This is a genomic window from Candidatus Leptofilum sp., assembly GCF_965223525.1.
Classification (GTDB): domain Bacteria; phylum Chloroflexota; class Anaerolineae; order Promineifilales; family Promineifilaceae; genus Leptofilum.
Window position 1 is genome coordinate 1,725,508 of sequence record NZ_CBDCWX010000005.1, and the last position, 22,786, is coordinate 1,748,293.

Annotated in this window: 26 protein-coding genes; 10 read left to right on the top strand and 16 right to left on the bottom strand. The window is 52.8% G+C overall.

Features of this window, described 5'->3' with window-relative positions:
* Nucleotides 1-27 precede the first annotated feature (27 nt).
* From ACOQPM_RS13010 to ACOQPM_RS13080, 15 genes are all read right to left on the bottom strand, one after another.
* Complete coding sequence (locus ACOQPM_RS13010; RefSeq protein WP_420630533.1) at nt 28-1,197, bottom strand: 6-phosphofructokinase; 1,170 nt, start codon at nt 1,195-1,197, stop codon at nt 28-30.
* 37 nt (nt 1,198-1,234) lie between these two features.
* Nucleotides 1,235-3,448, bottom strand: coding sequence for a 6-phosphofructokinase (locus tag ACOQPM_RS13015; protein WP_420629694.1), 2,214 nt, complete (start codon nt 3,446-3,448; stop codon nt 1,235-1,237).
* 273 nt (nt 3,449-3,721) lie between these two features.
* The gene (locus ACOQPM_RS13020) at nt 3,722-4,552 is read right to left on the bottom strand and encodes a hypothetical protein (protein ID WP_420629695.1); all 831 of its coding nucleotides are present in this window, start codon (nt 4,550-4,552) and stop codon (nt 3,722-3,724) included.
* Nucleotides 4,553-4,590: 38 nt separating this feature from the next.
* A complete protein-coding gene (locus ACOQPM_RS13025) occupies nt 4,591-4,881 on the bottom strand; it encodes a YciI-like protein (RefSeq protein WP_420629696.1) in 291 nt (96 codons plus the stop codon).
* Between the two features lie 45 nt (nt 4,882-4,926).
* A complete protein-coding gene (locus tag ACOQPM_RS13030) occupies nt 4,927-5,208 on the bottom strand; it encodes a hypothetical protein (protein WP_420629697.1) in 282 nt (93 codons plus the stop codon).
* Nucleotides 5,208-6,452: a DUF1116 domain-containing protein gene (locus ACOQPM_RS13035; RefSeq protein WP_420629698.1), complete on the bottom strand. Its 1,245-nt coding sequence runs from the start codon at nt 6,450-6,452 to the stop codon at nt 5,208-5,210. The genes ACOQPM_RS13030 and ACOQPM_RS13035 overlap by 1 nt, the downstream gene beginning before the upstream one ends.
* Nucleotides 6,453-6,455: 3 nt before the next feature.
* On the bottom strand, nt 6,456-7,190 hold the full coding sequence (locus ACOQPM_RS13040; protein WP_420629699.1) for a hypothetical protein: 735 nt from the start codon (nt 7,188-7,190) through the stop codon (nt 6,456-6,458).
* Complete coding sequence (locus ACOQPM_RS13045; RefSeq protein ID WP_420629700.1) at nt 7,183-7,587, bottom strand: type II toxin-antitoxin system VapC family toxin; 405 nt, start codon at nt 7,585-7,587, stop codon at nt 7,183-7,185. The genes ACOQPM_RS13040 and ACOQPM_RS13045 overlap by 8 nt, the downstream gene beginning before the upstream one ends.
* Complete coding sequence (locus ACOQPM_RS13050) at nt 7,584-7,823, bottom strand: FitA-like ribbon-helix-helix domain-containing protein (RefSeq protein WP_420629701.1); 240 nt, start codon at nt 7,821-7,823, stop codon at nt 7,584-7,586. Before ACOQPM_RS13050 ends, ACOQPM_RS13045 begins: the two co-directional genes overlap by 4 nt.
* A 65-nt stretch (nt 7,824-7,888) precedes the next feature.
* Nucleotides 7,889-9,562, bottom strand: coding sequence for an acyl-CoA synthetase FdrA (gene fdrA, locus ACOQPM_RS13055; protein WP_420629702.1), 1,674 nt, complete (start codon nt 9,560-9,562; stop codon nt 7,889-7,891).
* 27 nt (nt 9,563-9,589) lie between these two features.
* Nucleotides 9,590-10,138: a non-canonical purine NTP pyrophosphatase gene (locus ACOQPM_RS13060; RefSeq protein ID WP_420629703.1), complete on the bottom strand. Its 549-nt coding sequence runs from the start codon at nt 10,136-10,138 to the stop codon at nt 9,590-9,592.
* A gap of 54 nt (nt 10,139-10,192) precedes the next feature.
* The gene (locus tag ACOQPM_RS13065; protein WP_420629704.1) at nt 10,193-10,915 is read right to left on the bottom strand and encodes a glucose-1-phosphate thymidylyltransferase; all 723 of its coding nucleotides are present in this window, start codon (nt 10,913-10,915) and stop codon (nt 10,193-10,195) included.
* An 83-nt stretch (nt 10,916-10,998) separates the two neighbouring features.
* Nucleotides 10,999-12,315 (bottom strand): amidase, encoded by a 1,317-nt coding sequence (locus ACOQPM_RS13070; protein ID WP_420629705.1) that lies wholly within the window; start codon nt 12,313-12,315, stop codon nt 10,999-11,001.
* Complete coding sequence (locus ACOQPM_RS13075; protein WP_420629706.1) at nt 12,312-12,785, bottom strand: (2Fe-2S)-binding protein; 474 nt, start codon at nt 12,783-12,785, stop codon at nt 12,312-12,314. The genes ACOQPM_RS13070 and ACOQPM_RS13075 overlap by 4 nt, the downstream gene beginning before the upstream one ends.
* 55 nt (nt 12,786-12,840) lie before the next feature.
* Entirely contained in the window at nt 12,841-13,716 is an 876-nt protein-coding gene (locus ACOQPM_RS13080) for an FAD binding domain-containing protein (RefSeq protein WP_420629707.1), read from the bottom strand.
* A 200-nt stretch (nt 13,717-13,916) separates the two neighbouring features.
* On the opposite strand from ACOQPM_RS13080, the gene ACOQPM_RS13085 reads away from it, so the two are divergent.
* The 10 genes from ACOQPM_RS13085 to ACOQPM_RS13130 all read left to right on the top strand — a co-directional run bounded on the left by ACOQPM_RS13085 (nt 13,917) and on the right by ACOQPM_RS13130 (nt 21,805).
* Nucleotides 13,917-15,134, top strand: coding sequence for a CaiB/BaiF CoA transferase family protein (locus tag ACOQPM_RS13085; protein ID WP_420629708.1), 1,218 nt, complete (start codon nt 13,917-13,919; stop codon nt 15,132-15,134).
* 28 nt (nt 15,135-15,162) lie between these two features.
* Entirely contained in the window at nt 15,163-15,480 is a 318-nt protein-coding gene (locus ACOQPM_RS13090) for a hypothetical protein (protein ID WP_420629709.1), read from the top strand.
* A 47-nt stretch (nt 15,481-15,527) separates the two neighbouring features.
* Nucleotides 15,528-15,797: a hypothetical protein gene (locus tag ACOQPM_RS13095; protein ID WP_420629710.1), complete on the top strand. Its 270-nt coding sequence runs from the start codon at nt 15,528-15,530 to the stop codon at nt 15,795-15,797.
* Nucleotides 15,798-15,845: 48 nt separating this feature from the next.
* A complete protein-coding gene (locus ACOQPM_RS13100) occupies nt 15,846-16,988 on the top strand; it encodes a thiolase C-terminal domain-containing protein (protein ID WP_420629711.1) in 1,143 nt (380 codons plus the stop codon).
* Nucleotides 16,989-17,089: 101 nt separating this feature from the next.
* Nucleotides 17,090-17,554, top strand: a complete 465-nt coding sequence (locus ACOQPM_RS13105; RefSeq protein WP_420629712.1) for a hypothetical protein — start codon at nt 17,090-17,092, stop codon at nt 17,552-17,554.
* Nucleotides 17,555-17,571: 17 nt separating this feature from the next.
* Complete coding sequence (locus ACOQPM_RS13110; RefSeq protein ID WP_420629713.1) at nt 17,572-18,486, top strand: substrate-binding domain-containing protein; 915 nt, start codon at nt 17,572-17,574, stop codon at nt 18,484-18,486.
* 60 nt (nt 18,487-18,546) lie between these two features.
* Complete coding sequence (locus ACOQPM_RS13115) at nt 18,547-19,248, top strand: ABC transporter permease (RefSeq protein WP_420629714.1); 702 nt, start codon at nt 18,547-18,549, stop codon at nt 19,246-19,248.
* Complete coding sequence (locus ACOQPM_RS13120; RefSeq protein ID WP_420629715.1) at nt 19,245-19,970, top strand: phosphate ABC transporter ATP-binding protein; 726 nt, start codon at nt 19,245-19,247, stop codon at nt 19,968-19,970. Before ACOQPM_RS13115 ends, ACOQPM_RS13120 begins: the two co-directional genes overlap by 4 nt.
* 126 nt (nt 19,971-20,096) lie before the next feature.
* Nucleotides 20,097-20,585 carry a hypothetical protein gene (locus ACOQPM_RS13125; protein WP_420629716.1) on the top strand — a complete coding sequence of 163 codons (489 nt, stop codon included), beginning with the start codon at nt 20,097-20,099 and terminating at the stop codon, nt 20,583-20,585.
* A gap of 107 nt (nt 20,586-20,692) precedes the next feature.
* Complete coding sequence (locus tag ACOQPM_RS13130; RefSeq protein ID WP_420629717.1) at nt 20,693-21,805, top strand: hypothetical protein; 1,113 nt, start codon at nt 20,693-20,695, stop codon at nt 21,803-21,805.
* Between the two features lie 15 nt (nt 21,806-21,820).
* Here ACOQPM_RS13130 and ACOQPM_RS13135 read toward each other — a convergent pair whose 3' ends face one another.
* Nucleotides 21,821-22,786 (bottom strand): glycosyltransferase family 2 protein, encoded by a 966-nt coding sequence (locus ACOQPM_RS13135; protein WP_420629718.1) that lies wholly within the window; start codon nt 22,784-22,786, stop codon nt 21,821-21,823.

The following is a 22,786-nucleotide window of genomic DNA, read 5'->3' on the forward strand; positions in this document are numbered from 1 at the left end:
TCTCTGTGTCCTCTGTGGCCAATTCTTTTAATAGAGGAACATCGGTTTGCCCATAACGTGGCGGACGCGAGGTAGGTAATTTTTCACGTCGTACAGTTCGTCCACGTCCACCCGCTTGATGCCGCTGGTAACGGTGTTCATAGGGATATGCGTGTATTTACCATCACGCAAAGCTACCATACGGCCGCTCACATCATTTTTTATGAGATCAACCGCCATGTTGGCATAGTTGGTAGCCACCATCAAGTCGAGCGCATCAGGCGCGCCAGAGCGCATCAGGTAAGAAACTTTCTGATTAATGATGTTTTCGCCAGTAATCTTTTTGATTGCTTCACCCGTGATTTCACCAATGCCGCCTAATTTGCGGTGACCATAAGCGTCAGCCTCGCCATATTCAATGATCTTGCCACCAACCATGTGCGCCCCTTCACTCACAGTGACCATAGCGTAATTGCTGGGATTGGCTTGCTTATCCTTCAAAACAAGTTCAGCTAGCTTTTCTGGATCAAACGGTACTTCAGAGATGAGGGCGCGATCTACCCCAGCCAGGTAGGAACTGATGAGGCTGGTTTCTCCAGAATTGCGGCCAAATAGCTCAATAACGGCAATTCGCTCATGAGAACCAGTGCTAGTGCGGAGTTGATGAATAAATTGGACGCTGCGGGTAACGGCCGTACTAAACCCAATGCAGTAATCTGTGCCATAAACGTCGTTGTCCATCGTTTTAGGAATTGCCAGAACCCGAACGCCTTCGCTATGCAGCCGCTCGCCATAGCTCAATGTGTCGTCGCCACCAATGGGAATGAGCGTATCAATACCCAAAAATTCCAGATTTTTCATGACGTGTGGCGTAAAATCACGCAAGCTTTGGTCGGCTGCTTCCGCTTCAGGATGTTCAGGGTCGCGCAGAAAGTCAGGTACAGAATCGGGCTTTACCTTGCCTGGATGGGTACGGCTGGTGTGCAGCATTGTGCCGCCCGTGCGGTCAATAGTGCGAACCACGTTTTTGTTGAGTGGCAGCACATGCTTTTCTACCGAAGCAGGATCATTTGTGTTGAGTTCTAGCAAGCCTCCCCAACCACGCCGAATGCCTACAATTTCGTACCCTTCATCAATGGCTCGGTTAACAACGGCCTTAATACACGGATTTAGGCCAGGCACGTCGCCGCCGCCAGTTAAAATGCCAATTTTTGTCATCATTTGCTCCTTTTACGTATAAAAATATATATTATTCCTAGTGGGGTGCGGGCTTGGCCAGCACATGGGCAATTGGGCGTAAATTCATCCACCATTGCTTTTTCGGCCGTTTCTTTTCCATATCATACATGCGTGGCACATCCTCCATATTGGTAAAAACTAGCGAGCCTCCAACCTGACCCAAGCAAAAGCAGGTTGGGTCTTCTGCATCAATTTGCTTTTCTAGATGGTTAATGGCGTGAGATGCAAGTCGCGTAGCCAAAATCCGGTCGAAGGGCGAGGGATCGCCACCTTGTTGCAGGTGACCTAAAATGGCCTCCCGTACATCAAAGAGATCCCCTCCTTCTTCTTGAAACAAAGCGCTGATAAATGCTGTTGTATAAACCTGGTTGGCATTTTCATTGCGAATTATTAACCCCAGCCGCTTGCCCTTGTTAAAACCGGTAATGAGCTGCTTTACGTCCTCGATCAGGTTGCTGGAGGTGATACCATCTTCATTGGTGTAGAAACGTTCTGCGCCTGTGGCCAGAGCGCTCATTAAGGCCAGATAGCCGCAGTTACGCCCCATTACCTCCACCACAAACACGCGGCGGGAGGCAACGGCCGATTGCTTGATTTTGTCTACCGCCTGCACGATGTTGTTGAGGGCTGTATCGGCCCCAATACACAGTTCTGCCCCTGGCAAGTTGTTGTTGATAGTGGCCGGTACGCACACCATTGGAATGTTGTTCGCTGGGAACGTTTGCCGCTGTCCCATCAATTTCAAAACGCTTTCATACCCTGTCCAACCGCCGATCATTAGAATGCCATCAATGCTTTGTTCTTCCAGGTTGCGCGCGATGGCATAGAAATCACTGCCGTGGGGGATATAGCGATTGGTGCCTAGCTCTGCGCCGCCTTGTGAGGCCCAGCCAGAGACGCTCATCCAATTCATCTCTTTAATATGCCCATCAATGAGGCCATGTAGCCCATTGCTAACGCCAAGCATGATGTGCCCTTTGTCGGTTCCTAAGCGCACGGCCGTTCGTACGGCCGTATTCATACCTGGGGCTGGCCCGCCTGCATTGAGCACGGCTATACGCATCCGCCGCTGGCCTGGAGCGGGCGGGTGAGGCAAGACGCGAACCATGGTGCGTACAATTCGGAACGATTCGTTAAAACCTTTGCCCCGCAGCCGCATTGCTTCTTCAAAATTTCCTTCCTGGCTGGCTTGTGCGACAGCGTGGGTAATTTGCAGTGCCTCATCAAGCGGCGTGCGCGTGATCTTGTTGCCACGAATGCCCATTACAAACGGTTTTTCGTGTCCGTCAGCCGTCAGTAGTTGCTCTACGGCCGCTGCGCCCAGCAGCGTGCTTAAGTTTCGGTCGAAGGCACTGGGAGCACCACCCCGCTGCACATGCCCCAACACGGTAATGCGGGTTTCTTCACCCAGGTGGCTTTCTAGTACTTGCTTCACATATTCACTGGTAATGGGTTGTCCCTGGCGATCCTGAGCACCTTCGGCCACCATCACGATAATGTCGCGCCGACCCGCTTCGCGCCCCAGGCGCATCACCTCACACATTTTGTCTTCCCAATTGTCCAGGTCGGGTGGGTTTTCGGGGATGAATACCCAATCGGCACCACCGGCCATGGCACCCATGAGTGCCAAATAGCCGCACCGTCGCCCCATTATCTCTACTACAAAGATGCGCTGGTGGCTGGCGGCCGTACTAGAGATGGCATCGGTGGCTTCGATGATCCGGTGCAGCGCCGTATCGGAACCGGTGGTCACGTCGGAGCCGTACATATCGTTGTCTATGGAGCCAATGATGCCTGCAACTTGCACATGGGGATGATTGACGGCCGTTTGTTGGGTAATTTGCCCGGTTTCAGCCAGTTCGTTTACCAGGCTAGGCCACTCATCGTAAAGAAATTGCGCGCCAGACAGGCTGCCATCGCCACCAATAATGACCAAGTTGTCAATGCCATGCGCCAATAAATTTTGCACCGCCTGCAAACGGCCGTTGCGTTCACGAAATGCTTGGCAGCGGGCAGAGCCAATAACCGTGCCCCCCTGGTGCAAAATACCGCCTACATCGTTCCAGCCGATAGGGCGTATCTGCGTACCCCCATCTACCATGCCCTGGTACCCTTCATAGATGGCAAAAACTTCCACGTCATTTTCTAATGCCATTCGCACCACAGCGCGCACGGCGGCATTCATTCCCTGGGCGTCACCGCCACTGGTTAAAACACCTAATCGTTTCATTTAAATTGCTCACTTATATTGTTGCTGACAGCAATCGGCCAATCTTTTTAGAGGAAATAGTAAGAATGGTTCAGGTTGGCTGACTAACTATTTGTTTCCCATAAGGTTCGCTCACAAATAACTTTTGTTCAAGACACGAACCCTAAGGCTTGACCGTTAACCGAAACTCAAAAGTTAAAAACGGTCAAGCCCATAATAGAGAATACACGGTTAGTGGGGGAACCGTGAGGTGACAAATATCACAACCTTTGCTTTGTATTGTAACAGCATTTTTTACAGTTTGTCGATGATGAAGACAAGTTCGCCTTCGAATAGTCGTTCGGTGAGCGACCAGTTGAGGCCATCAATAAGTTTGTGCATAAAGTCGCGGTAGCGATTGGTGAGGTTGCGCCCCCCGTGGGTGCTAATGCTGGGGTAGGAGATGACCAGCCAGCGGACGTTAAGGGCTTGCAACAACGGCCGTCCCAAATCGCCATAATTTCGGGTAAAGCGGGGCATCTCCTTAAGGAAGAGAGCTATATCCGCCCGCTCCTGCGGGAATTGCATGGCCACATCCTGCACCCGCGCTAGCGGTGCCAACCCCTCTAGCTGAAAATAGTGGTTAATAAACCGAACGCGCGGCTCATGAATATCATACGCATAAAACTTCAACCGATTACCGTTTACTGAATACCGTGTCGGGTACATCCAGCGCAGGGCAAGTGGGTTGAGGGCGCAGGCAATGTCTAAGATGGTGCGGGGTTGGCCGGTGATGGCGAAGATTTGCTGGTAAAAGTCGGCCATGATGGGCAGCCGCTCGCGGGTGGAGAGGTGAGCGTTCAGACTCTGCAGGCACAGTTGGTTGATCTGTTCCTGGTCATTGTTGGCAAAGGCGTGGCTGAACTGCCAGGCCATCGCCTCATAATCTGGGTCGCCCAGATAGGGGGCCATGATGCTGTGCAGCCGGGCGCGTACGGCTTTGATGGCGGCTTTGGGTTTTTTGTGCTGGCGGGCTGCTTCTTCTGCCAATTGCCGGATGGTAACTTCGCTGGTGTCACCATACTTTTTGGATTGTTTGATGGCGGTGGTAACGGCCGTAATCAGTGCTTCATCTTGCTTGCTCATGTGATGATCATATCAGGATTGTGGATGCCTGCGAACTATTATTTCTCGAAAGCGGTGCCAATGACGACGGTCCACGGCCGTATTTCCCAGTGGGCAATCAGGCCATTTTTTACATAGGGGTCATTTTTGACGAAGTTTTGGATGACGACCGTATCCGCCACACGCCAAACCAGCAAAGCCATATCTGCCGGGTCGCTGTAAGCACCGCCTAGCACCAGTTGGTCCCGCTCTTCGGCATCTTTCGCCAGTTGCAAATGCTCGGCGCGGTAGGCAGGGCGACGTTCCAAATAATCGTCAGTCAAATGATAAATCAAGACATAGTAGTTCATTTCATGTGGTTCTCCACAAACAGAGTCTATTTTAGGTTTGATGAGTTACTGCAGTTCTGAATAACCGATCAGCAAAAACAAAATGCCCGCACCCCACACTGGTAAAAAGACAAATTGACCACCCACTTTGCCGGAAAAGAGCTTGCGCCACCCCGACGCATTTTTGCTGTGCCAGCGCACAATCAAGTCTAGCCCAATCATCAAGCCACCAATTAAAAAAATGGCAGTGGTGGTTGCCAGATCAAGCAGTGCCGTGACAAGCACGGCCAGGAAGAGACTGCCAAATAAAAGCGAAAATCCCAGCCCGTTACCGCGATATAGCCCCATTACGATAGATATTTTTCTGCATAGGCAATGAGCGCATCTTCAAAGACGTTGGCAGGGGGCAAAACCAAGCCTGCGCCAACCTGCCCCACGCCTGCATCCTTGTGGGCAATGCCAGTGTTGATTTGCGGTCGTATGCCCAACTCCACCACCTTGCGAATGTCCACACCGACGGGGGTACCCCGGAAGCCCAGCACCGGAATAGTGAACGCTTTGTGTTCGCCAACCGTGATTTCGTACATCCGCATCGTTGTGTCTACCGCCATTTCTGGCGTGCCGCTGATAAAAGTGACGATGGCGGGAGCCGTGGCCATCGCAAAAGCACCAATCCCGGCCGTCTCCGTAATCGTGCTGTCGCCGATGTCGCCGCTGGCATCGTCGGCGGTGAAACCAGAGAAATAGAGGCCGTCTGGCTGGCCGACCGGACCAGTGAACCATTGGTCGCCCAAGCCGCTGACGCGAATGCCCAAGTCGGTGCCGTTGCGGGCCATCACGGTCATAACGGTGCTGCCTTCCACACCGTGTCCGGCATCGGCCATTGCTTTACATGCTGCCATGACGGGGTTGAGCACACTAAGCGCATTTTCACCCAGAAAGCGTAAAATCGTTGAGGCCACAATGCGATTGTTGGTTGCTTTGCCAATCGCCGGGGCCAATTTGGTTGTGAAGAGGATGGAGCCAGCTTTATTGCGGTTGTGGCCTTCATCACCCATGTGCAGGGATTCGGCCAGCAAGGCGCGAACGTCAATACCGTCGAGCATTTCCAGGGCTTCGGCAAGAACGGGCCCCATTGTGTCGTTCATCCAGCGTAGCTTCTTAAGCACATTCTCACTGTACGCGCCGTAGCGTAGCACTTTGCCGTACCCTTCGTTGAGATTTGAGTAGGCCATGTTGCCGTGTGTGACGTTTTCTACCACGTACACCTTCATCGAGGCGGAGGTCACGCCCGCCATTGGCCCCACCGAATTGTGTTCGTGGCATGGCTCCAAATCAATTTGGCCACTGGTGACCAGCTTTTCGGCACTTTCCCAATCGGTAGCTTTGCCCTCGAAGATGAGTGCGCCCACAATGGCCCCTCGCATCGGCCCGGAGGCGCGTTCCCAGGTGATGGGTGGCCCGGCGTGCAGCAGTAAATTCTCGCGCATGCCGGGAATTACATCGCGGGCGGTGGCGACGGTTTTGAGGATTGGTCGCGCTTCCATCATACGGGAAACGGCCGTTTCGTTTGCTTTTTCTATATCAATCATTATTTACCCTCCAATTGTGGCGATCTGTGCGCCAACTTGTTCAAAATAGCGGTTTGTTACGCCTCGTGCCGTTGGATGCGGGATGACAAAAAAGTAGGTGCCATCCTGAACGGCTACTAAACATTTAGGATTTTCTTGCTGGGTAAACGGCCGTTCTACCACCTGCTGCCACCAATCTCGGTAGCTCCAACCGTAAAAGATAACAGTTTGGGGACAATGTTCTTGCAGCCGTTGCCGTAGATGGGCAATCCTGGTTAGGGCCAACTGTTGGCGGTATGCTTTCCGGCTTTGTAAAGACGGTAGTTTACTGTACTGAGCATAAATCCAGTGACTGGTTGAAGGTGCTGGCAGCGGGAGAAGCTCGAGTAGGCAGTGATTGCTGTTGTATCTACCTAATTTTTCTCGCTGAAACTGTTTGACGACGGCCGTATCCACTTTTCTTATCCTTTCCGCTGCCAAAATCAAACGAATAAGTTTTCCCCAGGTTCGCTGCCATTTGGGCTTTTTGCCAAAATATTTCTCACCCCAGCCTTGTTGCTGAGCGTGAGTGGGTAAATCTTCTAGCTCAGAACGGCCGTTTTTTTGCCATTGGGTCAACCTGGACTGAATTGCTTCAACGGTTTGTCCCCCTGCTTCCTCCATGCCAACCAGCCAATATTTTCCAGCGTAGTTGCCAAATCCGTAAAAGGTTTCCATGAATTCCATTAGGAGGTGATCGTTGAGTTTGCTTTTAGCCATTGACAAATTGCTGGGGGGATACGGCCGTTTCTGGGAAGTTTCTCAAAATTTGTTTGTCGGCCGTTACCAACAATACACCAAAACGTTGTGCTAGCGAAACAAATTCACAATCATATGCCGAACAGCTACTTTTATTTACCAAGCGCAGAATCCAATCTGAATCAACCTCATACACTTTATGTTTCAGAATAGTTTCGGCTTCCTTTTCGAGGGCTTGTGTTTCCGATAGAGAGAGCTTTTTATGCCTTAAACATTGAGCCAATATGTTTCGAAATTCACTTTTCCAAAGGGGAGGCACAATCCAATTTGGGTCTTTTTGCCAAACGCCCTCTGCTAGAGCCATTTTTTCCCCTGGCAAAAGCCAATAAGCAATAATGTTTGAATCAACGACAATCATGGACGTCCTTCATTTTTAGCCGCAGTGATTTCATCCTCTGTTACATAAATGTCCAGCTTTTCCCGTAATATCCTGACACGCTCCAGCACCTCATTTGGGTCTTGCACCTGATATTGAACGGCACGCTCAATAAGAACAATGACTTCATTGTTAACGCTCCGCCGGTTAGCTGCTGCCCGTTGTTTGAGTTCTTCATATAATGCATCAGGAATATTTTTGATTGTCATGGTAGCCATAAATTACCTCCAGAATACGAAGAGCTTGTAATGTGGAATCATTATGCAATCATTTTGGAATACGGTCAACCTTTTTGCTTCATTTTTGCCAAAATCGCCATCAGCTTTTCATTGCCGCCAGCCGGGGGACGCCACTCGACCTGAACGGCCGTTCCCCCCTGTGCTTTTATGCTTTCGTAAAAAGATTCCAACCCTACATTAATTGCCGACAAGGTGCCGCCAAAGGCAGCTGCAGAAACTGGCGGCACGTTGCCTTCCGGTTCCGGCAGCCGATTGAAAATGTAATCCACCGCCTCATTTGTGCTGGGGAATACAATCGCCCCCGCCGCTGCTAGCTGTTCGATTTGACTGTTCAAATCCTGCGGATCCTCGTCCGTGCCAACTACGATGGCGATTACTTTTTTGCCTGCTTGCACCGCATCGGCAATGGCTGGGCTTAGCTCTCCCGCCGGGTTGGGATGGGCCCCTTCACCCAGCACCACGTCCAGCAAAATGAAGCCGACCTCGGGATCGGCCGTTTCCTGGCGCAGTCGTCTCAGGCGCAAATCATTGTCCATCATCGGGTGCAGGCGACCTTGCGTGAACTCGTCTTCGCCCATGTCAATAATGGTGTGCCCCTGGCTGCGGTTGAGGTCGTCCAACTGCTGGTCGGGGCGGATAGGGATGTTGGTGTAGAGCTGGTCGAGAACGGCCGTTAACCCCAGAACCGTCTCATACGCCAATGTGCCACCAGAAAACAGTCCGCGCACGTACCCTTGCACCGACTGGCGCACGGGCGACAGCAGCGAAGTTTCTACGGTGGTGGCCAGATGCACAGCCAGTTCGGCCGTTTCCACCAGGCTGGTGCCGAAATGAATATTGCCCAACTTATGTCCTGGCGGCGGGAAGCCGATGAAGTTGACCACAATCTGCTTGCCCGTGGCCTGCGCGGCTTGCAAAAGCTGTGTCGCCACTTTAGGTGACGGCGGCTTGGAGACTAGCACAATGACGCGCGTGGTGGGGTCTTTGCCGAGCAAATTGACTGCTTGCAGGGCAGTAATAGCCCCAACCTCCGCCTTCAGGTCGCGCCCGCCAGTGCCAATTGCTTGCGATAAGCCGCTGCCCAAATTATGCACCTCGCTGCTGACGGCCTGCAAACCGGTGCCGGAGGCGGCCACCAGCCCAATGCGACCACGCCGCACCCGGTTGGCAAAGCCCAGCCCAACGCCGTTGACAATTGCCGTGCCGCAATCTGGGCCCATAAGCAGCAGCCCTTTGCGTTGCGCTTTTTGTTTCAGACGCACTTCGTCGGCCAGTGGCACGTTGTCGCTATAAAGGAAGACGTGCTTGCCTAAATCTAAGGCTTCTTCAGCCACGCGTGCGGCATAGCGACCGGGCACGGAGATGAGCACCCAGCTGGCTTCAGGGAGCTGCTTGGCGGCGGCGGCCAGGCTGTGGGGGCGGTATTCGCTGCTGCCAGATGCTTTGCGGCGGGTGAGCAGTTCGTCTACCTGGTTGATGGCTTCAGTAACGGCCGTTTCCGTCTCACCCTTTACCACAATTAGCAAATCATCCGCCTTGGCAGTCACGTTGGCGGGTAGCAGATCGCCCGCAGCGAGCAGTTCTTTGTTGGCCTCCGTTGCCATCACCACCCCCGCGTCGGCCACATTTGGTAGCTCTGCCAGCGCCTTTTGTAGCTGCATCAGTACCACAGAATCATAGTAGGCCCCTTGCCTCACTTCACTTTTCATTACATTCATTTTTTGCCTGTCTCCCATATATTTCTCTCACGTCTGACCGTCAAGAAATGCTTTCAGCTTCAAAGCCGCTATCTTTCGCATTGATACAAACTCAGCCCCATCTTCCAGGGTCATTTCTCCGAAAGTTTTCGTCCAGCCTTTAGGAACAAAAATGGCATCCCAGCCAAATCCGTTGTTGCCTCTTGGGCTTCGCGTAATGCACCCTTCGATCATTCCTGAAAATGAGAAAAAGTTTTCGCCATCAAAGTAACCCAGACTGGTTTCTGCAGTGGCTTCAAGCTGCTCATACGCTTGCAGCATGCGACAAATGCCATCATTGCCGACTGCTTCGAGGAACCAACGCACCAATGCACCGGGCAAGCCGTTCCATGCGTGTATTGCCAAACCTGTATCTTCCACTAACACCGCCTTACCAACAAGGCCATAAGCGACTCGCGCTTTTTGTTCGATAACATCCTTCACATCAATCGCCTGAATTTCTGGTAAATCCAGGTTGATAATCTGCACTTGTCGGCCAAGGGCTGCCTGAATTTCTTTCGCTTTATTTTTATTGCTTGTTGCCAGTAAAATTTCCATGAAAGAACGTTCCATCCGCAAAACCTGTGCTAATCTGTGAAATCTGCGGATAGTTTATATACGATCTACGCGGCGGGGGTTTTGGCGAAATTTGATGATCGAATCGGCCGCATGATGCCCTTTTCGCAGGCTGAGGTTGGCGTAAACCAGCGTGCGTGGCCCAATGAGCGTACCGGGGTTCAGCACGGCATTGCAGCCACTCTGTGCATCGTCGCCCAGAATGGCTCCCATTTTTGCCAAACCCGTGTCGTAGGTTTGGCTGTTGATGGTGAGGTGGATAGACGGCCGTTTCCCCGTCATCGCATCTTTTTCACTCATTATCCCTAAATTACTTAGCTTGGTGCCTGCTCCTAGGTTTACCCGATGTCCCAAAATAGAGTCGCCGACGTAGTTGAAGTGTGGTGCATGGGCACCGGGTAAAAAGAGCGCATTTTTGGCTTCGCTGGCGTGGCCCAGGCCGCTGCCCGGCAGCAAAATCACATTTTCCCGCACGTACGCCCCGTGCCGCACCGTCGCCCCCGCACCGATGTACGCTGGCCCTTGCACATACGCCCCCGGCTCAATCACCGCGCCTTCGCCAATAAAAATGGGGCGGTCACTGAGGTAAGCCCCAGGCATGACATTGCCCAAAATAGTTTGCTTATCACCCGCCAACCGGGCCGTGTGAGTCTCAATTTTGGTAATGGCCTCCCAAACAAACGTACAGCCATCAAAAAACGAGGCCACAAATTCATCTTCCAAAGCAAAAAATGCAGTAGGCGCTAAATCAATCTCCAATCTCTAATCTCCATAATTTGCCACAGAGAGCACAGAGGTAAAGAGAAAAACTTGGCGGCCTCTGCGCCTCAGCGGTTTAATACTTAGGCGAACTTATCCACATCAACAACTGGTTCGATTTGGCTAGCAAAGCTCAACATCGCCTCATCGCCAAACCGGCGGCCGGTAAGCTGCAAGCCCAGCGGCAATCCAGCTTTGTTTTTTCCAGCGGGGAGGGTTAGCGTTGGCAAGCCGCTGTGTGTCCAGGGCAGGTTCATCACCGGGTCACCTGTGCTGTCCAAACCAGCCGGAGCTGCGCCCAACGCGGGTGGTGAGAGCCACAAATCGAGGCGGTGTTTGTCCATGATCTGCATTAAATATTCGCGGAGAGCGGCACGCCCCCTGATGGCCTTTTTGAGCTGGCTATCCGTTACTTTTTGGCCGCGCTGGATGAGTTCGGCCGTTTTTGGATGGTATTTTTCGGCATGTTCGGCAAACCACGCTTCATGGAATCGCGCTGCCTCAGCCGCCACAATCAGGTTGTGTCTGGTGTAAATCTTGTCAAAATCGGGCATGGCTTCCACCGATTTCACCACAAAGCCAGCCTCATGTAGCCGACGGCATAGCTGCCGAAAATGTTTACGTCCTTCTTCAGATGCTTTTTGCAAATAAAGCCCTTCGGGAATGCCTAGCACTGCCTTTTTCTCGGTTACGACGAGTTGCCAATGTTGACATAACAAACCTGCGACCAGCTCCATTCCGGCCACATCATTGGTGAAGCAGCCAACGTGATCTAGCGAAACAGAGAGCGGCAAAACGCCAGATTTATCAATGCGATTGTAGGTGGGTTTGTAACCAACGGTGCCGCAAAATGCTGCCGGGCGGTTCACGGAGCCGATCGTTTGTGTGCCAAAGGTGAGGGGAGCAATGCCTGCACCTACGGCCGCTGCCGATCCGCTGCTGCTGCCCCCTGGCGTGTGTGCCGGGCTGTGCGGATTGCGGGTGGGGCCAGGGCCAAAGTAGGCAAATTCGGTGGTGACTGCTTTGCCCAAAATAAGGGCTCCTGCTTGCCGCAATGCCGTCACGCTGGGGGCTTCGCTGCCCTGCAAAATATCGGGGGGCAATTGGCTGCCTGCTCGCGTGGTGAAGCCATCCACCTGGAAAATATCTTTCACGCCTAGCGGAATGCCAAATAGTGCGGGGCGTTCGGCTGGGTTGGGATATTTTTGCAGAAGTTCCTGGGCTTGTTGTTGCAGGCGATGGAAACGGCCGTTTTCCGGCAAAAAGGCCAGCACATCGGGTTCGCGCTCGTTGAAACGTTGCTCAAGTGCGGTCAAATAATCGGGCAAAGGCCAGCCGCCGCTGCGTAGCTCGCTGGCAATAACGGTCAGCGACGCATCCAGATTGATTGGCCTGCTCATGCAGCACCATGCACTTTTTTCGCCGCAATTTGCACCGCCTGAACAATGTGCTGGTAGCCGGTGCAGCGGCACAAATTACCAGAAATCGCCTCCCGAATCTCTGCCTCAGTGGGGTTTGGATTGGCTTCCACAAACGGCACTAGCGTCATGAGGAAGCCCGGCGTGCAAAAGCCGCACTGCAAGCCGTGAGCTTCCCAAAACGCCTCCTGGATGGGATGCAAATCTGCCTGGCTTTCGGCTAGCCCTTCCACGGTGGTGAGTTCGTGGCCGTTAGCCTGCACGGCAAACATTAGGCAAGACCGAATCGGCTCGCCGTCAAACAAAATGGTACACGCGCCGCACACGCCCTGCTCGCAGCCTACATGCGTTCCCGTTAGCCCCAGCTCATGCCGCAAAAAGTCACTCAGTAACAACCGCGGCTCTACTTCTTTTTCGTACGTCTTTCCGTTGATTGATAACTCAATATTCATGATTGCGAATCCATCATCGTGTAGCCGCGGATTCTTTCCGCGAAACTACGGAGGGTTATTGACCTGCTCGCTCAAACGCTTGTTTAAGGGCACGGGCGGTGAGTACTTTGGCAAGGTGGCGTTTGTAATCAGCGGTGGCATGGATGTCGCCAACGGGATCAATTTCGTTTTGGCTGGCAGCCACGGCCGTTTCCCAAAAAAGCTCTTCAGACGGCCGTTCCCCCACCAAAATCTTCGCCGCCTCATCAGCCACCATCGGCACTTCGCCTGCATTCAGGTAGACCAGCCGGGCGGCTGTGCAGACGCCGCTTTCGCCCACCGTTACCACAACAGCAATGCCAGAAAGTGCATAATCACCGTGCCGTCGCGCCATCTCCGTAAATGCGGTGCCAGTGTGTGCAGGCAATGGTGGCAGGGCAATCTCTACCAGCAGTTCCTCATCACCCAAATCAGTGGCGAACAGGCTGGTGAAAAAGTCACGGGCAGCTACCCATCGGTCACCATTGGCAGATTGGATTTTGATACGACCGTTCAGCGCCACGGCAATCACAGGCAACTCGGCTGCTGGATCGGCGTGCGCCAAACTGCCGCCAAACGTACCCCGTGCCCGAATTTGGGGATGGGCAATGTAGGGCAGTGCCTCCGCCAGCAGCGGCTGGTGTTGGGCCACCAATGGCTCTCGCTCTAGCCGACTTTGGCGCACCATGCTGCCAAAGTGGAGCGTGCCATCGCTAGCTTGCCAGATGCCGTCCAATCCCGGTACATTGTTCAAATCAATGAGTACCCCCGGCTGTGCTAGCCGAAAGTTCATCACCGGAACCAAACTCTGGCCACCCGCCAGCGGCTTAGCGTCAAAGCCGTGCTGCTGCATCGCCGCCAGCGCACCGTCTAACGAATCCGGTGCTACATATTCAAAGGGAGCTGGTTTCATGCGAATTTCCTTATCTGCTTGCGTAAAAATGAGGGGGTTCTTATCATCTAACCCACGGCAACCAACCTCTTTTACGCCTTGTGTTGAGAGGAAAAAAGATTATCTTGGAACGGCCGTATCTTGTCAAACTGCCGGTTATTCGGTAATCGGTGGAAACCGAATACCGATTACGGATTACCATCACAATAGAGGGAATTACCATGAGTCACAAACCCGGCCTGCTAGACGGCATCCGCATAATTGACCTAACCCGCGTGTTGGCGGGACCATACTGCACCCAAATGCTTGGCGATTTAGGTGCAGACGTTATTAAAATTGAGGCACCGGGGCGTGGAGACGACACCCGCCACTGGGGACCGCCCTTCACGGCTGCACCAGATGGCGAGCGTGGCGAAGCCGCCTATTTCCTTTCCGCCAATCGCAACAAGCGCAGCCTCACCCTCAACCTCAAATCAGAAAAAGGGATGGAAATTCTCAAAGGATTGATTCGCCAGGGGGACGTGCTGGTAGAAAATTTCCGTACCGGCACGCTGGCACGCTGGGGGCTGGATTACGAAACGCTTCAGGAATTGCGCCCTGGCCTCATCTACTGTGCTATTACCGGCTACGGCAACGATGGCCCCTACAAAGACCGCGCGGGCTACGACTTTATGGTGCAGGCGATGGGCGGCTTTATGAGCGTCACCGGCCCCGCCGACGGCGAGATGAACCGGGCAGGCATCGCCATTGCCGATTTGGCGACGGGCATGTTTGCCAGCAGCGCCATTCTGGCCGCCCTGTTTGCCCGCGAGCGCACGGGCGAGGGACAGTACATTGATATGGCGCTGCTCGATTCGCAGGTGGCGCTGATGTCTTACGTCGCTAGCAACTATCTGGTCTCTGGCGAATTGCCGGGGCGATTTGGCAACGGGCATCCCAACATTGTGCCTTATCAGGAGTTCCAGGCGCGGGATCAGCAATTTGCCTTTGCTTGCGGCAACGATAACCAGTGGCGGAAGTTTTGTACGGCCGTCTCCCATCCCGAATGGATCACCGATGAACGCTTTGCCACCAACACCGCCCGCCTGGCCAATCGCAGCACCGTGGTCGCTATGCTAAACGAGCTTTTCGCTACCCGCGACGCGGCAGAGTGGATGGCCCTCTGCGATGAAGTGGGCATCCCCTCCGCACCCATCAACAACATGGCCCAGGTATTTGAGAATGAGCAGGTGCAGGCACGGCAAACCCGGATCGATGTGCCACACCCCACCGCTGGCAGCGTGCCGCTGGTCAACTCGCCGCTCAAAATTCCCACCACGCCTACCAGCGTCCGCTACCCGCCGCCCACCCTCGGCCAGCACACGACCGAAATCCTGCAATCCTTGTTGGGGTATGATGGGGCGGCAATTGAAACACTAAAGAATGAAAACGTGATCTAATTGGATTTGAAAGGATAAGATTAATTAGTTGAGCGCCAATAAACGCTTATTAACCGCTACATTTTTAATAGGTATTATTCTCCCAGCACTCTATCTCTACTATTTTGCCCTTTTGGGTTGGGATAGACCTGGCCGAGGTCCACTGCGTTCTTCAATATTCACATTGCCCATTATTTTGATACCGTTTTTCATGGTTTTTGTGCTTCCATTAACAACTATTTTCTTTCGTTTAAGCCAGCTAAAAAGGCAAAATAAAGATGGCCGCGTCTACACAATCGCACTCGTTGTTTTTCAAATTATCTGGGGCTTCTGGAACTTCTATCTTGTTTTTTACTTGACGGATTAACGAACTGCTTGCGGTAAAAAGAAGCAGGCAATTTGGAGGAAATAACAATGAACCAATGGGAATACCTCACACAATTTCTGGAAGCGAATAAGTCTGCAACAGACTCCATGAATTTTGCAATGGAGGAAGAAGAATTGGCTAGCTACAGTCCGCAGCTACTGATGCCAGAGCTTAATCGGCTGGGTGCCAAAGGGTGGGAATTGGTCCACATGGAACCCGTCTTTGTGGGTAAAAATGAAGATATTTTGATGCACGAAGGTGGCGGCAGCCGTCGCTGGACGAATAAATATTTTTGTGTTTTCAAGCGACCTGCATAGAGCGAAGTGACAGGCACTTTCAAAGTGCCTGTCACTTTTGGGAGAGGTATGAGACAAGTAAGCATCGTTGGCATTGGGCAGCTGCTCGTACAGAAGATTTATGCCCAGAGTTTAAGGTGGCTAGGGGCAACGGCCGTTCGCCAAGCCATGTCCGATGCAGGAGTAAGCCAGGTAGACGCGCTGTTTGCCGGGAACATGCTCAGCGACGAACTGCAAAACCAGAAGCACCTGGCCGCGCTCATCGCCGACGAGGCCGGATTGCGTGGCGTTGAAGCCTTGCAAATTCGTGCCGCTACCGCCACCGGAGCCGCCGCGCTTCGCATGGCCTACCTCGCTGTGGCCAGCGGTGAAGCCGATTTGGCCGTCGCAGTGGGCGTGGAAAAGATGAGCGAAGGCGCGGCCACGCCCGCCCTGGCCAAAGCACTGGATGCACGGCAAGAGGTAGTTTCCGGAGCTACGCTCATCAGCAAAAATGCAGATTTGATGCGCCTCTACATGGAGCGGTACGATATGCCAGAGGATGGACTTGTTAACTTTGCCGTTAACGCGCACCAAAACGCACTCACCAATCCCAACGCGCTCTTCCACAAAAAGATTTCGGCACGCGACGTGCGCCAATCCCGCCACATTGTGCCACCTATTCGCTTGCTAGACTGTTCGCCTATTTGCGATGGCGCGGCAGCCGTGGTGCTGGCTCCGCGCAACGAAGCCCGCGCCTACACCGACAAACCCGTCCATATTCTCGCCTCCAGCGTCGCCACCGACCGCTTTCGCATTGCCGAACGCCCTAACCCGCTCACGCTGGAGGCGGCTCGGCTGTCGGCGCAAAAAGCGTTCCGGCGAGCCAATGTAAACGTGCAGGACATTAGCTTTTACGAAGTGCATGATGCCTTTAGCATTATGGCCTGCTTGCTGTTAGAGGCCGTGGGCTTTGCCGAACCGGGCGACGGCTGGCGGCTGGCCGCAGACAAAAAGATTGGCTTGCGTGGCCAAATTCCCATTGCCACACTGGGTGGCCTAAAGGCACGAGGGCATCCCATCGGGGCGACTGCCCTTTACCAAACGGCCGAAATTGTGCAACAGCTTACTGAGCAGGCAGGTAAAAATCAGGTCAAAAATGCCCAAATTGGCCTGTTGCAAAGCGTCGGTGGCGCAGCGGCAACGGTACTGACCCACGTTTTCGGCGTTTGAGCAAGAGACAGCACCGACTACCGGAACTTGGTGGCACGGCGAAACGCCGGCCACGGCTAGAGAGTCTGTTTAGATACGACTTTTCTTTGAAGGATTGATAAATGAACTATTTCTTGTGGGGAGCCATTGTAATCTTTTCGGTGGCGTTCATAGAAATTTTTTTGAACAGGCTGGTTGATGATTTAATTCCACCAGCAACCACAAAATGGGTGCGTATTCTGTATCTTGGCATCATTGTTGTGCTGGTCTTGATTGCGCTTTCAGCAACTATTCGTGGTGGCGAAACAGCTCCTGAAGAGCAGGGGCTCATCACACACCAAATTCGCGTACTAACAGCAGATGAAGCCCCCATTGTTGGGGCGAGCGTCGCTTTAGATGTTTCAGGTAGCACCCCAATTTTGGCCACATCAGATACCGCTGGCGTTGCTGTTTTGCAGGTGCCTGAAGCTTATTTAGGTGAAACGGCCGTTCTGAATGTAAGCGCCCCCGGTTTTGAAGGTCACCGACAGTTTGTTACCATTCGCCAAAGCCAGATGCCGCCGTTAATCATTTTGCAGTCAGAATAATTTTTGGAGAGCTTATCGTGCATTATCGCATCGCCTGGCAAAAAATTAACGAAATGGAAACCCGCCTGGGAAAGATGTTGGCGTTTTGGCGTATTTTTGTGTTGGGAACGGCCGTGTTCATGCTGGCAGCCTGTGGGTCAAATGAATCACAGGTGCTGCGTCTGGCAACCACCACCAGCACAGAAGATTCAGGCTTGCTACAAGCCATCTTGCCCGATTTTGAGGCCCAATTCAACGTGCGTGTGGATGTGGTGGCTGTGGGCACGGGCCAGGCCATTGCCCTGGGTGAAGCGGGCGACGCCGATGTGATTCTGGTACATGCCCGCAGCCGCGAAGATGCGTTTGTAGCCGATGGCCACGGCACTGCGCGGGCCGACGTGATGTACAACGACTTCATCATTGTGGGGCCAGCAGATGACCCGGCAGGCATTCTGGGGATGGAACTGGCGTCTGAGGCGTTGACGGCGATTGCTGGGGTTGAAGCCACGTTTGCCTCGCGCGGGGATGACAGCGGCACCCATTCCAAAGAGCGTGCGCTGTGGGAAGCGGCAGGCCTGCCCCGTGACCCGGAAGGCGGCTGGTACAAATCGCTGGGGCAGGGGATGGGCGATACGCTGCGCTTTGCCAATGAGAGTGGTGCCTACACTATGACAGACCGGGGCACCTTTTTAAGCCAGCAGGAAAATCTGCCCAATTTAGCTATTATGGTGGGTGGCAACAGCATTGATGAAAATGCCGACCTGTCGCTATACAATCCATATGGGGTCATCCCGGTGAATCCTAACAAGGGCAACGTCAACAACGGTTTAGCCGACGATTTTGTGGCCTGGCTCACCAGCATTGCTGTGCAATCTGTGATTGCTGAGTATGGCATTGATACTTTCGGCCAGCCGCTGTTTTACCCGGATTCGCAGGTGTGGCGCGACAGATAGAACAAGACTGGAGACTTTTTTGCGTTCAGCCTCTAATCTCCAGTCTCCAATCTCCCATTTATGCAGACGCTGCTAGACGCCTTCCTCAACGCTTTTCAACTACTGGTTTCGGGTGATCCGGAGCTTGTGGCGATTGTGGGGCTAACGTTGCGGGTGACGGGGATTGCTTTATTGCTGGCGCTACTGCTGGGGCTACCCGTGGGGGCGTTGCTGGGGCTGCTGGGACGATTTCCGGGCGGCGGCTGCGTGATTCCGTTGATTTACACGGGCATGGGTCTGCCACCGGTGGTGGTGGGGCTGTTTGTGTATTTGCTACTGTCTAACCAGGGGCCGCTGGGTGAGTTGGGCTGGCTGTTCACGCCGTCGGCGATGGTGATGGCGCAGACGATTATTGCGCTGCCGTTGGTGGTGGGATTGACGTTAACGGCCGTTCAGTCCCTTGATCCTTTGCTACCGTTGCAACTCCGTTCGCTGGGAGCTACCCGTTGGCAACTGGCATGGACGATGCTGCTGGAGTCGAAGCTGGGAGTGTTTGCGGCGATTGTAGCGGCGTTTGGCAGTATCATTTCGGAAGTCGGCGCGGTGATTTTGGTGGGAGGCAACATTCGCGGCGAGACGCGGGTGCTGACAACAGCCATCGTGCTGGAAACGCGGCGGGGCGAGTTTGCTCTGGCCATTGCGCTAGGGCTCATTTTGCTGCTGCTGGCACTACTGGCTAATTTGGCACTGTATCGTTTGCAGCAGCGGGGGGTGCGCCGATGAGTGAGCCAATCTTTGAACTGGAACAGGTACAGCAGGTTTATGACGGCCGTACCGTCCTCGATATTTCTCAACTCACCATTCACAAAGGCGAGATTTTGGCGTTGGTGGGGCCGAGCGGGGCGGGCAAAAGCACGCTGTTGCGGCTGCTCAACTTTTTGGAGCCAGCCTGCAAAGGCACTATTCGGTTCGATGGGCAGGTGGCGACGCCAGAGCTAGATTTGGTTCAGCGGCGGCGGGTGACGACTGTTTTTCAACGGCCGTTGCTCCTCCAACGTTCGGTGCGGGCTAATTTACGCTACGGGTTGGGGCTGCGCGGGCAAAAGCTAGCTGAAGCGAAGGAAGAAGAGTGGTTGGCGCGGCTGGGTTTGGCAGAGCTAGCCGATCAGGCCGCGCCGAAGCTCTCGGCAGGGGAGGCGCAGCGGGTGGCGCTGGCGCGGGCGGTGGTGACCCAGCCAGACGTGCTGTTGCTGGACGAGCCGACGGCCAATTTGGATCCCAGCAACGTGGGTATTATCGAATCAATTATTCAGGAGGAGAACCAGTGCAGCGGCATGACAGTGGTGTTGGTGACGCACAATATTTTCCAAGCGCGGCGCATTGCTCATCGCACGGCACTGCTCTGGGCTGGGGAACTTATCGAGGTAGCGGAGACGGAGCAGTTTTTTAGTGCGCCAGGGCGGGAAGAAACGGCCGCTTTCGTGCGTGGCGATACGGTTTATTAGGGGATGGGACACTAATTGACACAGATAAACGCTGATTTTATAGTTAAATCATTGTGGATATATGCGAATTGAACACTATGTTTTGGGTTTTTAAATTAACTCATTCATCATTCTAATGAGGGAAAAATGAAGCGGTTTGTAATACTTTTAGGTTTTCTCTGGGTTGCTTTGTTACTTGTCATGCTACTAAATTTGTTTGTAGCAAACGAGGAAAATTTCGGTACTGGAGAATTCATAAATAGTTTGCTGGGCTTTGGATTCTTTACGCTAATACTGCTTTTTATGTTAGGGGTTGGAATGGTCAGACGCGCTTCTTTTCCACTACCCACGACTGATAACGAAGGATTTTATCTACAGTTTGACGGTTACAAAAGCCAGTTGATTCATTGGCAAGAGATTGCAAATTGTGAACTTGTGCGACTAGGTTCTTTTTACAAACAACCTATATATGGGATTAGTCTTTACACGCCGGTTAATCAAATATTTTCTTTTGTGGGAACTATGTACGGACTAGGAACCCACGGCTTCCTAATCGATTTAAGGGCAACTGATTCCGAAAAGTTTTTTAATACCCTTAAAAACATGAGGCAGGATCTGTTTTTGAAACAGACATGATGATTTGCACAATTATTTCGTCTTAATCCTCTGTGCCCTCTGTAGCAAACAAATCACCGTGTATAATCGGGGTAACTACTAAGATTTCCAGTAAGTGAGAGTGACAAATGAATAGCGCACGTTGGATCCGGCGGGGGGTGCTGCTGGTCTTGTTTTTGCTGTTGGGGATGTTGTTGTTTGGTGGCGAAACGGCACCTTCGGCAAGCTCAGTACAGGCTGTACACGCTCAAACCGAGCCATTGAGCAACGTAATCAGCCCACCGCCCGGACAGTTCCCCGTGGAAGTGTATGTTGATCTCTATGGTCTGAACATCTTCCGCATTGACGAACAGGAAGAGACGTTTGAAATTGAGGCTTTTTTGTATGCCGACTGGTTTGATGACCGCTTGGTTTTTGATCCAGAGGTTGCAGGTACAGATATAAAAGTGTTTCAGGGGGAAACGGCCGTTGAAATGCTAAAAACCGAAGTGTGGTGGCCTGATTTGGAGGTTGTTGATTCGAGAGGGTCGCGTGATCGGCTGCACATTACGCTCACCATTGATTACGATGGCTTTGTCACCTACACCGAGCGATTTCATGCTAATATTTGGCAGCCCTTTTTCTTTGAAGAATTTCCCTTCGACTATCACGAACTTAGCTTCACCGTTGCCCCGTTTTTCTATGAAAATACAGAAGTGATATTTATTGGCCCCGAGGATTTTGCCACTGAGATCGAGCGAGAAGAACAGCTTGATCTGGATTGGACGACCAACGAGTGGCTGATCGAGAGTGTGCAAACTAGCGTAGACCCAGGCGAAGAGTTTGATTTTTCGACAAGTACGTTGTTCATTGAAATTAGTCGGTTGCCTCAGTTTTACATTAGCAATGTGATCATCCCGCTTGTTTTGATTGTGGCCATCTCTTGGGCTGTGTTCTGGATGGATTTTGGCAATATGCACCTGGCAGACCGGCTGAGTGTCTCTTTCACCAGCGTCCTCACGGTGGTTGCGTTTGACTTTGTGACTGCCAGTAATTTACCCCGCTTACCCTACCAAACTGTCCTGGATCGAGCTATCACTTTTAGCTACATTATTTTGACGCTCTCGGTGCTGGAAAATGTGCTGGCTTATTTACAATACAAGAAAAATGAGGCTGAAATCCAGCGCATAGACCGAGTGGCTCGCTGGCTCTTTCCCTTAGTATATTTAGCAGGATTTGTCATCATTCTGATACTTTTCTAAATCCACTTATACGGATCAGGGGACATCCTCGGTTTGTTTTTGTTGTTTCAGCTCCAGCTTTTTTAGGCGGTAGAGCGTTTCCTGCGTCATTTGGCGATGCTTGCTGGTGATGTCTGCCTGCACGCCGAAGAGGAAGATGAGCAGGCCGACCAGCAGCAGGCCGGTGCCAATGGTGACGGACTGGATGAACTGGTTGACGGTATTGTTGAAGTAAGCGTAGAAGAAGCGTCCCCACAGCACCAGTCCAGCCAAAATGAAGGGCAGAGCAATATAGCTGAAGGTGCGTAGCGGTTCATAAAAGGCGTAGAGGCGGATAATGGTGCTGGCCTGGGCCTTGATGAAGTGCCACATGCTACTTTGCAGGCGAGACGGCCGTATCGGGCCATTTGTCTCTACGGGAATACTTTTGATGATAAGCCCCTGCTTGCCTGCCTGAATAATCGTATCCAACGTGTAGCTAAAGTTAGTGAGGATGTTCAGCCGCAGTGCCGTGTCCCGACTGTAGGCGCGGAAGCCGCTCACTGCATCTGGCACGTCAGTGCCGCTCACCGTCCGCACCGTCCAACTGCCCAGCTTTTGCAACAGTTTTTTCATCGGTGAAAAATGTTCGATATGTTCAATCTGGCGGTTGGCAATGACAATATCTGCCTTACCAGCCAGAACAGGAGCCACCAGCTCTGGAATGTAGCGGCCGGGGTATTGGTTATCGGCATCGGTGTTGGCAATGATGTCTGCACCCAGCCGCAGAGCCGCATCTAACCCGGTTTCGAAGGCGCGGGCCAGCCCCAGGTTTTGCCGATGGGCAATGATGTGGTTGATACCCAAACTACGGGCGATTTCGGCCGTGCCGTCGGTGCTGCCGTCGTCAATGACGAGTGTTTCGATGCAGCTAATGCCGGGGACGTGACTGGGCAGTTCGGCCACGGTGATGGGCAGCGATTCCGCCTCGTTATAGCAGGGAATTTGGATGATCAGTTTCAC

Excerpts from the sequence above, each read along its gene's own strand:
- ACOQPM_RS13045 (WP_420629700.1), bottom strand. The coding sequence starts at position 7,587 with ATGATTGTCGTTGATTCAAACATTATTGCTTATTGGCTTTTGCCAGGG.
- ACOQPM_RS13050 (WP_420629701.1), bottom strand. The coding sequence starts at position 7,823 with ATGGCTACCATGACAATCAAAAATATTCCTGATGCATTATATGAAGAA.
- ACOQPM_RS13040 (WP_420629699.1), bottom strand. The coding sequence starts at position 7,190 with ATGGCTAAAAGCAAACTCAACGATCACCTCCTAATGGAATTCATGGAA.
- ACOQPM_RS13100 (WP_420629711.1), top strand. The coding sequence starts at position 15,846 with ATGAGACAAGTAAGCATCGTTGGCATTGGGCAGCTGCTCGTACAGAAG.
- ACOQPM_RS13130 (WP_420629717.1), top strand. The coding sequence starts at position 20,693 with ATGAATAGCGCACGTTGGATCCGGCGGGGGGTGCTGCTGGTCTTGTTT.
- ACOQPM_RS13015 (WP_420629694.1), bottom strand. The coding sequence starts at position 3,448 with ATGAAACGATTAGGTGTTTTAACCAGTGGCGGTGACGCCCAGGGAATG.
- ACOQPM_RS13105 (WP_420629712.1), top strand. The coding sequence starts at position 17,090 with ATGAACTATTTCTTGTGGGGAGCCATTGTAATCTTTTCGGTGGCGTTC.
- ACOQPM_RS13080 (WP_420629707.1), bottom strand. The coding sequence starts at position 13,716 with ATGAAACCAGCTCCCTTTGAATATGTAGCACCGGATTCGTTAGACGGT.
- ACOQPM_RS13035 (WP_420629698.1), bottom strand. The coding sequence starts at position 6,452 with ATGATTGATATAGAAAAAGCAAACGAAACGGCCGTTTCCCGTATGATG.
- ACOQPM_RS13085 (WP_420629708.1), top strand. The coding sequence starts at position 13,917 with ATGAGTCACAAACCCGGCCTGCTAGACGGCATCCGCATAATTGACCTA.
- ACOQPM_RS13120 (WP_420629715.1), top strand. The coding sequence starts at position 19,245 with ATGAGTGAGCCAATCTTTGAACTGGAACAGGTACAGCAGGTTTATGAC.
- ACOQPM_RS13075 (WP_420629706.1), bottom strand. The coding sequence starts at position 12,785 with ATGAATATTGAGTTATCAATCAACGGAAAGACGTACGAAAAAGAAGTA.
- ACOQPM_RS13030 (WP_420629697.1), bottom strand. The coding sequence starts at position 5,208 with ATGGGGCTATATCGCGGTAACGGGCTGGGATTTTCGCTTTTATTTGGC.
- ACOQPM_RS13010 (WP_420630533.1), bottom strand. The coding sequence starts at position 1,197 with ATGACAAAAATTGGCATTTTAACTGGCGGCGGCGACGTGCCTGGCCTA.
- ACOQPM_RS13125 (WP_420629716.1), top strand. The coding sequence starts at position 20,097 with ATGAAGCGGTTTGTAATACTTTTAGGTTTTCTCTGGGTTGCTTTGTTA.
- ACOQPM_RS13095 (WP_420629710.1), top strand. The coding sequence starts at position 15,528 with ATGAACCAATGGGAATACCTCACACAATTTCTGGAAGCGAATAAGTCT.
- ACOQPM_RS13070 (WP_420629705.1), bottom strand. The coding sequence starts at position 12,315 with ATGAGCAGGCCAATCAATCTGGATGCGTCGCTGACCGTTATTGCCAGC.
- fdrA (WP_420629702.1), bottom strand. The coding sequence starts at position 9,562 with ATGAATGTAATGAAAAGTGAAGTGAGGCAAGGGGCCTACTATGATTCT.
- ACOQPM_RS13020 (WP_420629695.1), bottom strand. The coding sequence starts at position 4,552 with ATGAGCAAGCAAGATGAAGCACTGATTACGGCCGTTACCACCGCCATC.
- ACOQPM_RS13060 (WP_420629703.1), bottom strand. The coding sequence starts at position 10,138 with ATGGAAATTTTACTGGCAACAAGCAATAAAAATAAAGCGAAAGAAATT.
- ACOQPM_RS13025 (WP_420629696.1), bottom strand. The coding sequence starts at position 4,881 with ATGAACTACTATGTCTTGATTTATCATTTGACTGACGATTATTTGGAA.
- ACOQPM_RS13115 (WP_420629714.1), top strand. The coding sequence starts at position 18,547 with ATGCAGACGCTGCTAGACGCCTTCCTCAACGCTTTTCAACTACTGGTT.